The 14635-nt window shown below is 65.3% G+C and carries 13 protein-coding genes; 8 read left to right on the top strand and 5 right to left on the bottom strand.

Going from position 1 to position 14635, the window contains the following annotated elements; translation table 11 throughout:
- Positions 1-17: 17 nt before the first annotated feature.
- Complete coding sequence (metC, locus tag AC2FAN_RS02560) at positions 18-1208, bottom strand: cystathionine beta-lyase (protein WP_485172598.1); 1191 nt, start codon at positions 1206-1208, stop codon at positions 18-20.
- Between the two features lie 264 nt (positions 1209-1472).
- Here metC and AC2FAN_RS02555 point away from each other — a divergent pair, with 264 nt between their 5' ends.
- The 5 genes from AC2FAN_RS02555 to AC2FAN_RS02535 all read left to right on the top strand — a co-directional run bounded on the left by AC2FAN_RS02555 (position 1473) and on the right by AC2FAN_RS02535 (position 6975).
- Positions 1473-2495 (top strand): amino acid ABC transporter substrate-binding protein, encoded by a 1023-nt coding sequence (locus tag AC2FAN_RS02555; protein WP_485172597.1) that lies wholly within the window; start codon positions 1473-1475, stop codon positions 2493-2495.
- Positions 2496-3112: 617 nt separating this feature from the next.
- Positions 3113-4309 (top strand): amino acid ABC transporter permease, encoded by a 1197-nt coding sequence (locus AC2FAN_RS02550; protein WP_265053024.1) that lies wholly within the window; start codon positions 3113-3115, stop codon positions 4307-4309.
- 10 nt (positions 4310-4319) lie between these two features.
- Positions 4320-5699 carry an ABC transporter permease subunit gene (locus AC2FAN_RS02545; protein WP_485172596.1) on the top strand — a complete coding sequence of 460 codons (1380 nt, stop codon included), beginning with the start codon at positions 4320-4322 and terminating at the stop codon, positions 5697-5699.
- A gap of 98 nt (positions 5700-5797) precedes the next feature.
- Entirely contained in the window at positions 5798-6514 is a 717-nt protein-coding gene (locus AC2FAN_RS02540; RefSeq protein ID WP_057193382.1) for an amino acid ABC transporter ATP-binding protein, read from the top strand.
- Between the two features lie 185 nt (positions 6515-6699).
- A complete protein-coding gene (locus AC2FAN_RS02535; RefSeq protein WP_476805892.1) occupies positions 6700-6975 on the top strand; it encodes a hypothetical protein in 276 nt (91 codons plus the stop codon).
- A gap of 125 nt (positions 6976-7100) precedes the next feature.
- Here the strand turns inward: AC2FAN_RS02535 and AC2FAN_RS02530 are convergent, their stop codons facing one another.
- Positions 7101-8261 (bottom strand): glycerophosphodiester phosphodiesterase, encoded by a 1161-nt coding sequence (locus AC2FAN_RS02530; RefSeq protein ID WP_485172595.1) that lies wholly within the window; start codon positions 8259-8261, stop codon positions 7101-7103.
- Between the two features lie 257 nt (positions 8262-8518).
- Positions 8519-8659, bottom strand: coding sequence for a hypothetical protein (locus AC2FAN_RS02525; protein ID WP_265053028.1), 141 nt, complete (start codon positions 8657-8659; stop codon positions 8519-8521).
- A gap of 182 nt (positions 8660-8841) precedes the next feature.
- Here AC2FAN_RS02525 and AC2FAN_RS02520 point away from each other — a divergent pair, with 182 nt between their 5' ends.
- Complete coding sequence (locus AC2FAN_RS02520; protein ID WP_485172594.1) at positions 8842-10140, top strand: RsmB/NOP family class I SAM-dependent RNA methyltransferase; 1299 nt, start codon at positions 8842-8844, stop codon at positions 10138-10140.
- Between the two features lie 49 nt (positions 10141-10189).
- Entirely contained in the window at positions 10190-11758 is a 1569-nt protein-coding gene (guaA, locus tag AC2FAN_RS02515; protein ID WP_485172593.1) for a glutamine-hydrolyzing GMP synthase, read from the top strand.
- Positions 11759-11879: 121 nt separating this feature from the next.
- On the opposite strand, the gene AC2FAN_RS02510 is transcribed toward guaA, so the two are convergent.
- Positions 11880-12797: an alpha/beta fold hydrolase gene (locus tag AC2FAN_RS02510; protein WP_485172592.1), complete on the bottom strand. Its 918-nt coding sequence runs from the start codon at positions 12795-12797 to the stop codon at positions 11880-11882.
- A 164-nt stretch (positions 12798-12961) separates the two neighbouring features.
- Positions 12962-13867 (bottom strand): LysR family transcriptional regulator, encoded by a 906-nt coding sequence (locus tag AC2FAN_RS02505; protein ID WP_485172591.1) that lies wholly within the window; start codon positions 13865-13867, stop codon positions 12962-12964.
- A gap of 98 nt (positions 13868-13965) precedes the next feature.
- Between AC2FAN_RS02505 and AC2FAN_RS02500 the strand changes: the two genes are divergently transcribed.
- Positions 13966-14622: a 2'-5' RNA ligase family protein gene (locus AC2FAN_RS02500; RefSeq protein WP_485172590.1), complete on the top strand. Its 657-nt coding sequence runs from the start codon at positions 13966-13968 to the stop codon at positions 14620-14622.
- The last annotated feature ends 13 nt before the right edge of the window (positions 14623-14635 follow it).

The raw sequence follows: 14635 nt of genomic DNA, 5'->3' as shown, positions 1-14635 counted from the left end.
CCGGCAGCCTTGGTTTGTCAGGCCGCGGCGCGCAACCGCGCGAAGCCGGCATCGAGATCGGCCTTCAGATCCTCGATGTCTTCCAGCCCGATATGGATGCGGATCGTCGGACCCTTGAAGTCCGGCTTGGTCGCGGTGCGGTAGTCCTTGCAGTCGAAGGGCAGGACGAGGCTCTCATAGCCGCCCCAGGATGCGCCGATGCCGAACAGCGTCAGCCCGTCCAGCATCGCGCCGACCGCCGTCATCGAAACCGGTTCGAGCTCGATCGTGAAGAGCGAGGAGGCGCCGGTGAAGTCGCGCTTCCAGATTTCATGCCCTGGTGCGCCCGGCAGGGCGGGGTGAAGGACGCGAGCGACTTCCGGGCGCTCGCGCAACCATTCGGCCATGGCGATGCCGGCCGGCATCTGCTCCTTGAGCCGCACGGCCATGGTGCGCATGCCGCGCAAGGTGAGGAAGGCGTCTTCCGGCGCCACGATCATCCCGAGCTGGTGCCAGGCGGCCTTGAGCTTCTTGAACTGTTCCGGTGTCCGCGCCGAGATGGTGCCGATCAGCACGTCCGAATGCGCGGCGTAGTACTTCGTGCCGGCCTGCACCGAGAAGTCGACGCCGAATTTGTGGCTGTCGAAGAAGAGCGGCGTCGCCCAGGTGTTGTCCAACGCGACCAGGATGTCCCGCTCATGGGCTGCCGCCACGATGGCGGGGATATCCTGCATCTCGAAGGTCTGGGATCCAGGCGCCTCGGTCCAGACCGCCTTGGTGTTCGGCTTGAAGAGCTTGGCGATGTCGCCGCCGATCAGCGGATCGTAATAGGTGACCTCTACGCCCATGCGCTTCAGGAACGTGTCGCAGAAGATGCGCGTCGGGCGGTAGACGCTGTCCGTCACCAGGACGTGATCGCCGGAGGACAGGATGGTCAGGAAGGCGAGCGTGCAGGCAAGAAGCCCGGACGGGGTGGCGACCACACCGGCCCCGCCCTCGATCGTGTTGGCCGCCGCGATCAGCGCGTCCAGCGTCGGGCTGCCATCCGTGCCGTAGGTGTAGCGCGCCTTGCGAACCAGGAAGTCCGCCGTGTTCGGGTAAACGACCGTGGAGCCTCGTACGATAGGCGGATTGACAAAGCCGTAACTGTCCTCGGGGTCGCGGCCGGCAAGCACAAGGCGTGTCCGCTCGCCGAGGCGGGCAAATTCAGGCGAAGACAACTTTTTCATGGAAACGGCACGTCCGGCAGGCGGGAGAATGCGGTCGCACTTGACCACGACCCACAAACTCGCATGTGATGTATGCAGTGGACAAGGGGCGGCTCATGCGTATGGCGGTTGCTTGACGCTCATGGGTCGCTCTGGCAATCGACTCGATGACGGGGGAGCGCCGCGCAACCGCAAGGTGAACCGAGCAGCGAAATCGCTGCCGGCGGCGAGACCAGGATGGCGTTCGGCGCGAGCCGGGAACGTGGCTTCAATGGGAGAGTACCGATGAAAAAGTTTGTAGCAGCCGCCCTCGCAGCGGGAATTGGCATGGCCATTTCGGCGACCGGGGCCTCCGCCCAGGCGACCCTCGCGCAGGTCAAGCAGCGCGGCGCCCTCAACTGCGGCTCCAACACCGGGCTCGCCGGCTTCGGCGTTCCGGATGCGCAGGGCAACTGGAAGGGGCTCGACGTCGATGTCTGCCGCGCCATCGCAGCGACAATCTTCAACGACCCGAACAAGGTGAAGTTCATCCCGCTCTCGGCCAAGGATCGCTTCACCGCGCTGCAGTCGGGCGAGATCGATGTGCTGGTCCGCAACTCGACCTGGACGATGACGCGCGACGCGTCGCTCGGCCTGCTCTTCACCAGCGCGAACTACTATGACGGCCAGGGCTTCATGGTCCGCAAGAAGCTCGGCGTGAACTCGGCGCTGCAGCTTTCCGGCGCCTCGGTCTGCACCCAGCAGGGCACCACGACCGAACTCAACCTGGCCGACTACTTCCGTGCCAACAACCTGAAGTACGAAGTCGTCGCCTTCGCCTCGGCGGACGAGACGATCAAGGCCTATGACGCCGGCCGCTGCGACGCCTTCACTACCGACGCCTCGGGCCTCTATGCCGAGCGCCTGAAGCTGACGAACCCCGACGACCACATCGTCCTGCCGGAGATCATCTCCAAGGAGCCGCTCGGCCCGTCCGTCCGCAACAACGATCCGCAATGGTTCAACCTGGTGAAGTGGGTCGGCTTCGCCATGCTGAACGCCGAGGAACTGGGCGTGACCCAGGCCAACGTCGATCAGCAGCTCAAGTCGGATAACCCCGAGGTCAAGCGCCTGCTCGGCACCGAGGGCAAGTTCGGCGAGCAGGTCGGCCTGACGGCGGACTGGGTCGTCCGCATCGTCAAGCACGTCGGCAACTACGGCGAATCCTTCGAGCGCAACGTCGGCCAGGGCTCGCTGCTGAAGATCGCCCGCGGTCAGAACGCGCTCTGGACCAAGGGCGGACTGCAATACGCCCCGCCGGTTCGCTGATACGTCTTGCGGGGCGCCGGCCTGACCGGTGCCCCGTTTTTTAGTGACATCCGCTGCACCATCGCCGCGAGCCGCCTGCAAGCGTTTCGCGGCGTTCTTGTATCTCGGCAGGCACCGGCAGATCCTGCGCGAGAACGCTTCATTTCGCCCGGCACGGTCTTCAGGAAAGGGGTCTCCGGCAGGCTGTGTGCCGCTCCATCCCGCTGACGGGATTGTTCGTTGACGACGAGGGCGGGGGCGCAGAAATTTGCGGACGGCGCCAGACAGGACCACCGGGGCGGTTGGTCCGGGATTTGCTGATTGGAAATTTACGTCAGCAGGACTTGCCGCATCGGCATTTGCTGCTCAAGATTTGCACAATCGGGGAGAGCGGGACAAACCCGCTCCGAACAGGGGTACGGCGGCATGAGGACAGAGATCGCGACTGCCGCGGGGGCGGCAGCTATCGGCGTCGGTAGCGCGACGCTTCCCTGAATGACGGGGAGGCGCTCCCTCGCATAGCGCGCCTCCTGCACGAAACACGAAGAATAGCGGCACGGACAACAACACGACCTCGGCGCAACCGCACCGCCGAAGGATCGCCGGCCGCAACAAGCGAAGCAAAAAGGGCGTGACAAGTGTCGAGCATTCCGACCGAAACGGTATCACCCGGCAAGGCGTCGTTGTTCTACGACCCCAAGATCCGCGGCTATGTCTATCAGATCCTTCTTTTGGCGGTCGTCGGCTTCCTGATCTGGTCCGCCGCATCCAACGCCATCGAGAACCTTCGTGCCCAGAAGATCGCCTCCGGTTTCGGCTTCTGGAACAACGCTGCCGGTTTCGACGTCAATCAGAAGCTGATCCCGTTCTCGGCATCCGGTGGCTCGACCTATGGCCAGGCCTTCCTGGTCGGCCTGCTCAACACGCTGCTCGTCGCCGCGCTCGGCATCGTACTCGCCACCATGATCGGCTTCTTCGTCGGTGTGGCGCGCCTTTCCAACAACTGGATCGTCGCCAAGCTGGCGATGATCTATGTCGAGGTGATCCGCAACATCCCGCTGCTGCTTCAGCTCTTCTTCTGGTACAACGCGGTGCTGAAGCCGTTGCCTGATGCCCGCAACTCGATTGCGCTGCCCGGCAGCATCTATCTCAACAACCGCGGCATCATCCTGCCGAGCCCGAATTTCGGCCCGGCCTTCGAGGCGGTCGTCATCGCCTTCTTCATCGGCATCGCCGGGGCGATCGCCTTCTTCGTCTGGTCGCGGCGCCAGCAGATGCAGACCGGCAAGCAGTACCACAACGGCTGGGTCGCGCTCGCGCTCATCGTCGGGCTGCCGCTTCTCGTGTTCTTCATCACGGGCCGTCCGCTCACTTTCGACTATCCGCAGCAGGGTCGTTTCAACCTGACCGGCGGCATGCAGATCTATCCGGAGTTCGTCGCGCTGCTGATCGGCCTGTCGACCTACACGGGTGGCTTCATCGCCGAGGTGGTGCGGGCCGGCATCCTGGCGGTGTCCAGAGGACAGACGGAGGCGGCCAACGCGCTCGGTCTGCGCTCCGGCCCGACGCTGAAGCTCGTCGTCATCCCGCAGGCGATGCGCGTCATCATCCCGCCGCTGACCTCGCAATACCTCAACCTCACCAAGAACTCCTCGCTGGCGGTGGCGATCGGCTATCCCGATCTCGTGCAGGTCTTCACCGGCACGGTGCTGAACCAGACCGGCCAGGCGGTAGAGGTCGTTGCGATCACCATGGCGGTCTATCTGACGATCTCGCTGGTGACGTCGTTCTTCATGAACATCTACAACAAGCGCATGGCGCTGGTTGAACGGTGAGGGCTGACCGATGACCGACGCAACCACCGAACTCGCGCCCTTTGCCTTCGTTCGCAGGGATACGCTGGAGCAGGAGCCCGCGCCGCTTTCCGTCGCCGGCCCCCTGGCCTGGATCAGGGCCCACCTGTTCTCGGGCCCTCTCAACACCATCCTGACCCTGCTCTGCCTCTATCTGGTGATCGATGCGGTGCCGGGGCTGATCCGGTTCTACTTCCTCGATGCGGTCTGGACCGGCACGAGCCGCGACGCCTGCCTCGCGGACAAGGTCGGGCGGCCGGTCGGCGCCTGCTGGGCCTATATTGGCGATCGTCTGCAGTACTTCATCTACGGTTCCTATCCGGTGACGGAGCGCTGGCGGGTCAACATCGTCTTCGCGATGTTCGCGCTCGGCGTGATCTGGCTGCTCTGGAACCGGGCGCCGATGAAGAAGATCGGCGTATTCTTCTTCTTCGTCATCCTGCCGACGAGCGCCTTCATCCTGCTGCTCGGCGGTGACCGGGCCGAGGGCTTCCTGCGCTTCCTGATCCTGCTCAGCTTCGCGCTGGCCGTGGTCTATCTCGTCCTGTCCTTCGCGCCGAGTCTGGTGAAGTTCTGGATCGGGGAGGGGCAGCTTGCCGTAGAGGAGGCCGCGCCGGCCTGGCAGCGCTTCTATCGGCCGAAGCGGCTGATCCTGATCGCGCTCGTCGTGTTCGGCATTCTCGCCGTTCTCGCCGACAAGGTCGGCCTCCCGCGCGTCGATACCGGCCTCTGGGGCGGCATGACGGTGACCTTCCTGATCTCGGCGGTGGGCATCGTGTTCTCGCTGCCGCTCGGTGTGCTCCTGGCGCTCGGCCGTCGCTCGCGGCTGCCGGCGATCCAGCTGCTCTCGGTGATTTTCATCGAGTTCGTCCGTGGCGTCCCGCTGATCACGGTGCTGTTCATGGCGAACACCATGCTGCCGCTCTTCGTGCCGCAGGAATGGTCTCCGGACCGGTTGCTGCGGCCGCTGATCGGCGTCGCGCTCTTCGCCGCCGCCTATATGGCGGAGGTGGTGCGCGGCGGCCTGCAGGCGATCCCCAAGGGCCAGTACGAGGGCGCGATGTCGCTCGGCCTCGGCTACTGGCAGATGATGCGCCTCATCATCCTGCCGCAGGCGCTGCGGATCGTGATCCCCGGCATCGTCAACACCTTCATCGGGCTGTTCAAGGATACGACGCTGGTCACCATCGTCGGCATCTTCGACTTCCTGCGCACCATCGAGGCGACTCTCGTCGACCCGACCTGGGCGACGCCGACGACGCGGACGACCGGCTATGCCTTCGCCGCGATGTTCTATTTTCTTTGCTGCTGGGGAATGTCGCGCTACTCGGTAGCTGTCGAGAAGCGCCTCGCCGCCGGCCAAAAACGTTGAGAGGAATGACGACCATGGCAATGGCAGAAACCAAGATGACCGACGCCCGGCCCGCCGCGCTGAAGCAGACCTCGCTCAACACCGCGACGGCGGTGGAGATGATCGGCGTCAACAAGTGGTACGGCGAGTTCCACGTTCTTCGCGACATCAACCTTAAGGTCTCGCGCGGCGAGAAGCTGGTGATCTGCGGCCCGTCCGGTTCGGGCAAGTCGACGATGATCCGCTGCATCAACCGTCTGGAGGAACACCAGAAGGGCCAGATCATCGTCGACGGCACGGAGCTCACCAACGATCTGAAGAAGATCGACGAGATCCGCCGCGACGTCGGCATGGTCTTCCAGCACTTCAACCTGTTCCCGCATCTGACGATCCTGGAGAACCTGACGCTCGCTCCGATCTGGGTGCGCAAGATGCCCAAGAAAGACGCCGAGGAGATCGCGATGCACTATCTCAAGCGGGTCAAGATCCCGGAACAGGCCTTGAAGTACCCCGGCCAACTCTCCGGCGGCCAGCAGCAGCGCGTGGCGATCGCCCGCTCGCTCTGCATGAGCCCGAAGATCATGCTGTTCGACGAGCCGACCTCGGCGCTCGACCCGGAAATGGTCAAGGAGGTGCTCGACACCATGGTCTCGCTGGCCGATGAGGGCATGACCATGCTCTGCGTCACCCACGAGATGGGCTTCGCCCGCCAGGTCGCCGACCGCGTCATCTTCATGGATGCCGGCCAGATCGTCGAGATGAACGAGCCCAACGAGTTCTTCAAGAACCCGCAGCACGAGCGCACCAAGCTCTTCCTCAGCCAGATTCTGCACTGAGACCAGATTCTGAACTGAGTCAAAGAAGCTTTCCAACGTTCAGGAGCGCGCCGGTTCTGCCGGCGCGCTCCTTCGCTTTTCCGGGGCGCCGCGGAAGCATCGCGAAGGATGTCGTTGCAGAAAAACCTCCGACGGCGGAACGCTTCCTTACGTGATGCGTTATCTGCGGGAACGGAGGATACGTCATGAAACGTCTTGTTCCTGCTATTATCGCCGCTGTTCTGATGACGGGCGGCGCCTATGCTCAGTCGATCAATGTCGGCCCCGGTGGCGTCAGCGTCGACACGCGCTCGCCGCAAGAGCGGGCCATAGATCGCGACATGCGTCACGACCGTTATGAGCGGGCGCGCGAACGCGAGTGGCGGCGCGCGAACTACCGCGGCGAGGATTGCCGCACGGTCACGACCGAGCGGGAGACCCCGCGCGGCATGGTGCGTCGTACCACCCGCGTCTGTGATTGAGTTGCGTCCAGAGTTGCTTACAGAGTTGTTTCGAGAAGCAGGTCCAGCCTGACTGATCGGACCGGCCGATAAAAAGCCCGCGGCGGAATACGCCGCGGGCTTTCTGTTGATCTGTCGCAGGAGGCTTATTTGCTGTCGCGCGCCTTCACGGCCTGGTCGGGGAAATCCGAGAACAGCCCGTCGATGCCAAGCGCGAAATAAGCCTTGTACTCCGCGCCAGCGTCGCCCTTGAAGTCCGAAACCAGCCGCTTCGGCTCGCTGCGGAAGGTCCAGCTGTGGACGAGGAGGCCGGCTGCGTGGGCATCCTTGACCACGTTGGTCGGCGCGATCAGCGTGCGATCGCGCTCGTCGATGGCGCCGTCGCCGTTGAGGTCCTGCGGCTTGCCGTCGGCCCCGATCGTCTGCTTCGCGCCGAGCAGATAGGGCTTCCAGGGGCCGACACCGTCGGCATAGGTCGCGATTTCCTTGAGCCCTTCGGCGGAGAGCATGTCCTGGAAGCTGCGCTTGTCGCCGAGCACGGCGAAGTCGTAGGGACGGTCGAACGGCGCTGCCAGCGAGACCTTGCCGTCCTTGTCGACGCCGTCGCCATCGACGAGCTGGACGAGACGCAGCTGCGTCTTCTTGCGCAGGTATTTGAGGTTGCCCGTTTCGAAGCTCTGGATGAACACCGGCGAGGTCTTCTCGGTCCAGCCGGCGGCCTTGAGCATATCGATGAGCTTGTCCTCGAAGGCGAGGCCGAGAGCCGCGTGATAGGTCGGATGCTTCGTCTCGGGATAGATGCCGATCGTCCGGCCGGTGCGGGCGCTCTCGGCCTTGGCGAGGTCGATGACCTCCTGGAAGGTTGGGATCTGGTACTTGCCGTTATGGGACTGGTCGCGGTCCGCGAAGGCCTGCTTGGCGCGCAGCGTCTTGATCTCGGCCGCCGTGAAGTCATTCGCGAACCAGTCCGCGGTGTCGACGCCGTCGACCTTGCGCGTGGTCTTGCGGCCGGCGAATTCCGGCCGGTCGGCGACGTCGGTGGTGCCGCTCAGCATCGGCTCGTGGCGCACGACCAGAACGCCGTCCTTGGTCGAGACCAGATCGGGCTCGATGAAATCCGCGCCCTGTTCGATCGCGAGCTTGTAGCCCTCAAGCGTATGCTCGGGCAGGTAGCCGCTGGCGCCGCGGTGAGCGACGACGAGCGGCTTCTGGCCGGAGAGGGTGGGCGCCGGCTGGGCGACGGCCGCAAGCGGCTGCAAGGCCAGCGTGACGAAAAGCGATGTCGAGAGAAGGAACGTCTTTTTCATGGTTTGACCCCGGATCGCGGAAATACGCGCGAACTTAGGTCAGAGGCTGTGACAACGCCATGAAGGCCGGCATTCGGATTCTCTGCTTCGGGGGGCCCAAGCAGCTGTCGATAGTCCGGACCACGGAGTTTTCGCGGCCTGCCGGCATGAAAATACCCGCGCCGACGTGAGGGTCGATGCGGGTTTCACTGGATTGCAAACAGGCGCGTCGCAATGGCGCCGCGCTCTGGCGGCTTGCCTCTCGCGTCGGGGCCGTATCAGCGGCGGTTCTCGAGGGTCGTCTTTGCGTCCAGGCGCTTGGAAGCCGGCGGGGTGAAGTCCGGCTGCGGCTGGGTCGCGCAGGCGGCGAGGCCGAGGGCGACAAGGCTCAGGATGACGATGCGGCTGGCGCTTTTCATATGTGGATACCCCAGAGACCGCGACATGCGGTTGCATCGTCTTTCCGCTTGTGAAACGACCGCGTCAAGAGCATGCCGCAGAAGCCCCCATGCCTCGGCGTCATGTTTGAACTGGTCGAAGCACAACCCACTCACCGCCTTGCGGCGCCGGCCGCAGCGGCCTGCGCCAGGAATGACGCATCATGACGCCAGCCGCCCGGATCAGCGCCGCCATCGAGGTGCTGCAGGACATCATCGAGCGCCGCCGCCCGGCGGCGGATGCGCTCAAGGATTGGGGGTTGTCGCGGCGCTTCGCCGGTTCGAAGGATCGCGCGGCCATCGCTTCGCTGGTCTATGACGCGCTGCGCCGCAAAGCCTCGTCCGGCTACGCGATGGCGTCGGAGGAGCCTCGCGCGCTGGTTCTCGGCATGCTGGCGGGCCTGCGTGGCCTGCCTCTGGCGGAAATCAGCGAGCTCTTCTCGGGTGAGAATCATGCTCCGGCCCCGCTGAATGCGGACGAGACGGCGCTCTTGACCGCTTTTACGGACGAGGGCGCCCCCGATTGGGTGCGCGCCGATGTCCCCGAATGGCTCTGGCCCTCCGTCGAGAGCGGTTTCGGCGAGGCGGCGGTGGCAGAAGGCCGCGCGCTGGCGTCCCGCGCGCCGATCGACCTGCGCGTCAACCGCCTCAAGGCGAGCCGCGACGCCGTGCTCGGAGACCTCACCCATCTCCAGCCCGAGCCGGGCGCCTGGTCTCCCGACGCACTGCGCTTCCAGCCGGGCCATGACGGGCGGGGCCCCTCGCTCCAGACCGAGCCCGGCTTCTTCGCCGGCGCGTTCGAAATCCAGGACGAGGGCTCGCAGTTGGTGACGCTGCTCGCCGGGGCGCAGCCGGGGCAGACCGTGATCGACCTCTGCGCCGGGGCAGGGGGCAAGACGCTCGCGCTCGCGGCCCTCATGGCCAATCGCGGCAGTCTCTATGCCACCGATCTCGACAGCCGCCGGCTCGCGCCGCTGCATGACCGCGTGGCGCGCTCGGGCGCAGGCATCGTCGAGGTCCGCATCCCCCGTTCGCGCGGCCACGAGCCGTTCGCCGACATCGCCGGCCAGGCCGATCTCGTGCTGGTCGATGCGCCCTGCACCGGCTCCGGCACCTGGCGCCGCAATCCGGATGCGAAATGGCGCGTGCGCCCCGGCGCCCTTGCCGAGCGGATCAAGGACCAGGCCGAGGTGCTGGCCCGAGCCGCGAAGTTGGTTCGCCCCGGCGGGCGTATCGCCTACATCACCTGCTCGGTCCTGCCGGAGGAGAACGACGAGGCGATCCGCGCCTTTCTTGGCCGTCACTCCGGTTTCGCTCCCGTGGCGCCGATCGATGTGCTCAAGGGGGCGGAAAGCGACTTTTCCTTGCTGGCGCGCTTTGCCACGGAGTTCGGCCTCCAGCTCTCGCCAAGACGCAGCGGCACGGACGGTTTCTACCTGGCCTGCCTCCGGCGCGGGGATTGAGGCGGTTGCGGCCGTTGCGCGCGCCGGCGTGATCCATTAACGGGACGCGATGACGAGCGCTCAGCCCCATCACGACTCCATCCTCATCATCGATTTCGGCTCGCAGGTGACGCAGCTCATCGCGCGGCGCATCCGCGAGATCGGCGTCTACTGCGAGATCGCGCCATTCCAGTCGGCGAGTGAGGCGTTCGAGCGGCTGAAGCCCAAGGGCGTGATCTTCTCCGGCGGCCCGGCCTCGGTGCCGGACGAGGGCAGCCCGCGAGCGCCCGAAGCGGTCTTCACGGCGAATATTCCGCTGATGGGCATCTGCTACGGCCAGCAGACCATGGCGCATCAGCTCGGCGGCAAGGTCGAGGGCGGGCATGCCGCCGAGTTCGGCCGCGCCGATGTCGAGATCCTCGCCCCTTCGGCACTCTTCGCCGGCGTCTGGGAGAAGGGCGCGCGCTATCCCGTCTGGATGAGCCATGGCGATCGCGTCACGCAGTTGCCGCAGGGCTTCTCGGTCAAGGCGACCTCGGAGAACGCCCCCTTCGCGGTGGCGAGCGACGAAGAGCGGCGCTTTTACACCACGATGTTCCACCCCGAGGTGGTGCACACTCCGGATGGCGGCAAGCTGCTGCGCAACTTCGTCGTCGATATCTGCGGCTGCAAGCCGGATTGGAGCATGTCGGCCTATCGCGCCGAGATGCAGAAGAAGATCAAGGATCAGGTCGGCACCGGCCGCGTCATCTGCGGCCTTTCCGGCGGCGTCGACTCGGCGGTGGCGGCGGTGCTGATCCACGAGGCGATCGGCGACCAGCTCACCTGCGTCTTCGTCGATCACGGCCTGATGCGGATGAACGAGGCCGAAGAGGTCGTCCGTCTATTCAGGGATCACTACAACATCCCGCTCGTCCATGTTGAGGCGGAAGAGCTTTTCCTCTCCGAGCTCGCCAAATGCGGGGCCGACCCCGAGGCCAAGCGCAAGACCATCGGTCGCCTCTTCATCGAGGTCTTCGATGCCGAGGCCGCCAAGATCGGGGGCGCCGACTTCCTCGCCCAGGGCACGCTCTATCCGGACGTGATCGAGAGCGTGTCCTTCTCTGGTGGCCCCTCGGTGACGATCAAAAGCCACCACAATGTCGGCGGCCTGCCCGAGCGCATGAAGATGAAGCTCGTCGAGCCGCTGCGCGAGCTCTTCAAGGACGAGGTTCGCGTGCTCGGCCGCGAGCTCGGCCTGCCCGAGGCCTTCGTCGGCCGCCACCCCTTCCCGGGGCCGGGCCTCGCCATCCGCTGCCCGGGCGAGATCACCAAGGAAAAGCTCGACATCCTGCGCAGGGCGGATGCGATCTATCTCGACGAGATCCGCAAGGCCGGCCTCTACGACGTGATCTGGCAGGCCTTCGCCGTGCTGCTGCCGGTGCGCACCGTAGGCGTGATGGGCGACTACCGCACTTACGATCATGTCTGCGCGCTGCGCGCCGTGACTTCGGTCGACGGCATGACGGCGGATTTCTACCCCTTCGACATGAACTTCCTCGGCCGCGCCGCGACCCGCATCATCAACGAGGTCAAGGGCATCAACCGCGTCGTCTACGACGTGACGAGCAAGCCGCCCGGCACGATCGAGTGGGAGTGACCTAGAGGCCCGGCGGCCGGCGCCAAAGATTCGGTCGGCAAGGGCGGGTGCGTCGACCTGCCCTTGTTGTTCGGTTTCGTCTCGATGTCCGGCGGATACCCGCCGGCCGGAGATGTCCGCCTCAGGGCGCCTTGTCGAGGAAGGCGCGGACCATCCTCGTCGTGGCTTCGGGGTTCTCTTCCATGATCCAGTGGCCTGAATCGGGCACGATGCCTTCGGTCACGTCGGTCGCCGCAGCGCGCATCACGGCCGCCATCGTCGGGCCGAACGACTTTTCGCCGCCGATCGCCAGGATCGGCATGGTGAGCTTGCCGCCGGCCGCGAGATAGGCGCGGTTGTCGATCGCGTCCTGATCGAAGGCGGCGAACTGGGCGAATCCGGAATGCATCGCGCCGGGCAAGGCGTAAAGCTTGGCGTAATGCTCGCGCGAGGCTTCGCTGAAACGGCTCGGCGTCGCCGAGAACTCGTTCCAGAAGCGGTCGAGATAGATGCGCTCGCGCCCCGCCACCAGTCGCTCCATATCCGGGCCGCCGAAGCGGAAGTGCCAGAGCAGCGGGTTCTTCAGGATATCCTCCCAGGGACCGACGCCGGGAACCGGCGCGTCGATCAGGGCGAAGCGGCGGACGCGCTGCGGATGCTGCGCGGCGAAGGCGAAGCCGACCATGTTGCCAATGTCATGCGTCACCAGGTCGGCGCGTTCGATCTTGAGCGCGTCCAGGACGCCGGCCACATCGCCGGCCTGCGTCTTCTTGTCGAAGCCGGATGGCGGCTTGGAGGAGAGCCCCAGCCCGCGCAGATCGGGCACGACGACGGTATGATCGCGGGCGAGGTCGGCCGCCATCGGCGCCCACATGTCTCCGGTCTCGCCATAGCCATGGATCAGAACGACGGCCGGCCCCGAGCCGCCGACCCGGACATGGATCGTTGCACCGTTGGTCTCGATAGCTCGCGACGTGAAGGACGTCGGAAAGGCCGGGACCTGCGCCATCGCGGGCGCGCCGAGGGCGAGGGCTCCGAGAGCCAGAACGAACTTCAACATCGCATGATCCCACCCATCGGGAGGGCGGTCGCTGCGACCGTCGCTTTCAGCCCCGTGGCTCGTTTCAGGTAAAGCTGTCGTAGTGTTCGGATTAGCCTGCTCCGAGTGGTTCTAGTTTCCAGGGAAACCGAACAATCCGGCCGGCATGGCGTGCCCGAATGGTTTCAAGGGACTCCGTCCTCCCAGGAGGGCCGGTCGCCGAATGCGGCTCGCAGATGAGCGGCTACCGCGCGCAGCTTCGCGGAAGGCAGCCGGCCTTCGGGATGCGCGAGGTAGATGAATTCCGGTGCCGGCAGGACGCCGACATCGACGACCGTAAGCCGGCCCTGCCGAATATCAGGCCCGGCGATGAAGAGCGGCAACAATGCGATGCCGAGGCCGGCGAGCGCAGCGTCGCGCATCATGTCGCCGTTGTTGACCCTGAGCCCGACCCGCGCGCGCACGATCTCGGCCCCTTGCGGCGTGGTGAAGCGCCAATCCGATGCGCCGCGGTTCGTATAGAAGATGCCCTTGTGCGCATCGAGCTCGGTCGTCGTCGCAGGCAGGCCGCAACGCGCCAGATAGTCGGCCGATGCCACCAGTACGCGGCGGCTCGGGGCCAGGCGCCAGATCATCAGGCGGGAATCCTCGATGGTTCCGTGCCGCACGACACCGTCATGGACGCCGGAAGCGATATCGACGCGACGGTCGTCGAGATCGAGCGTCAGTTCGATCCCGGGATTCGCGGCCAGAAACGGGTAGAGCGCGGGGCCCAGATGCATCCGCCCGAAGGTGACCGGCGCCGCGATCCGCATCGGGCCGCTGAGCGTCCCGCGGCGTTCGGCGAGGTCCGTCGCCGCCTCCGGCACCTCGCGCAGGATGCGACGAGCGCGTTCGAGGAAGGCGATGCCATCCTCCGTCACCGATATCCTGCGCGTCGTGCGATGCAGGAGCGCGGCTCCGAGGCTCCGTTCCAGTTCCGCCAGCCTTTCGCTGACCACCGATTTCGACAGCCGCAGCCGGCGCGCCGCCTCGCTGATCGAGCCTTCCTCGGCGACCGCCACGAAGCCCGCGATGCCGTCCAGCTTCATTGTTCGAGCTTTCCGGAAAATCGACCTGATGCTCGCAGCATAGCCGAACACGCTGCCCGCGCCATGTCGAAGTGACGACAGCTCGGATCGGCGGCGTCGTGCTTTCGCGCGAAGGTTCTGCCGGCAGCCGTGTTTACATGTTCACGTTTTGTTCTATAATGCCGCTTCTGCCATCTTTTCTGAAGGAGGCGACCATGGAGCGGAGTATCTGGCTTCCAAGGCAGGCGAACTACTTCTTCGCGCTTCTGCCCAATCCCGTCGCGGCGGCTTCGGCCGACCATATGGCCCGCGCGCTGCGTAATTGGTTTGGCCTGTCGGCCGCTCCGCGCGGCCCCGGCAAGTATCATGTTACGCTCTGGCGCTGGTCCGAGCATCGAGAGCCGGACGCCAAGGACTTTGCCTTGATGAATCGCGTCGCGCTGCGAGTCAGGCAGAACGCTTTCAAGCTGCGCCTCGATGAAGTGGCGACCTTCGCGCAAAGCGCCGAAACACCCGCGCTCGTCATCACCGGCGGCGATAGCGTGATCGGAGCCGATAGGCTTCAGGACAAACTGGAGTGGGAGATGCGGGCAGAGGGCTTTCGCGGCCGGCGGTCTTCGGGCCGTCCGCATCTGGCGCTGCTTTACGATCGCTTCTGGACCAAGACGTTCCGCGTGCAGCCGCTGAGCTGGCTTGTGACGGACTTTGCCCTGATCCGGAGCGTTCCGCTGCGCCCCTATGAGATTCTAGGCCGCTGGAACCTCGCCGGTCGGTGATCGTGCACTGCCG

Source organism: Allobosea sp. RIT-PG3_2 (assembly GCF_057321085.1).
This window is presented reverse-complemented; position numbering and strand designations above follow the sequence as displayed.

What these genes read in the sequence shown, in the direction of transcription:
- metC (WP_485172598.1), bottom strand. Translation starts at nt 1,208, where the DNA reads ATGAAAAAGTTGTCTTCGCCTGAATTTGCCCGCCTCGGCGAGCGGACA.
- AC2FAN_RS02555 (WP_485172597.1), top strand. Translation starts at nt 1,473, where the DNA reads ATGAAAAAGTTTGTAGCAGCCGCCCTCGCAGCGGGAATTGGCATGGCC.
- AC2FAN_RS02545 (WP_485172596.1), top strand. Translation starts at nt 4,320, where the DNA reads ATGACCGACGCAACCACCGAACTCGCGCCCTTTGCCTTCGTTCGCAGG.
- AC2FAN_RS02540 (WP_057193382.1), top strand. Translation starts at nt 5,798, where the DNA reads ATGATCGGCGTCAACAAGTGGTACGGCGAGTTCCACGTTCTTCGCGAC.
- AC2FAN_RS02535 (WP_476805892.1), top strand. Translation starts at nt 6,700, where the DNA reads ATGAAACGTCTTGTTCCTGCTATTATCGCCGCTGTTCTGATGACGGGC.
- AC2FAN_RS02530 (WP_485172595.1), bottom strand. Translation starts at nt 8,261, where the DNA reads ATGAAAAAGACGTTCCTTCTCTCGACATCGCTTTTCGTCACGCTGGCC.
- AC2FAN_RS02525 (WP_265053028.1), bottom strand. Translation starts at nt 8,659, where the DNA reads ATGAAAAGCGCCAGCCGCATCGTCATCCTGAGCCTTGTCGCCCTCGGC.
- AC2FAN_RS02520 (WP_485172594.1), top strand. Translation starts at nt 8,842, where the DNA reads ATGACGCCAGCCGCCCGGATCAGCGCCGCCATCGAGGTGCTGCAGGAC.
- guaA (WP_485172593.1), top strand. Translation starts at nt 10,190, where the DNA reads ATGACGAGCGCTCAGCCCCATCACGACTCCATCCTCATCATCGATTTC.
- AC2FAN_RS02510 (WP_485172592.1), bottom strand. Translation starts at nt 12,797, where the DNA reads ATGTTGAAGTTCGTTCTGGCTCTCGGAGCCCTCGCCCTCGGCGCGCCC.
- AC2FAN_RS02505 (WP_485172591.1), bottom strand. Translation starts at nt 13,867, where the DNA reads ATGAAGCTGGACGGCATCGCGGGCTTCGTGGCGGTCGCCGAGGAAGGC.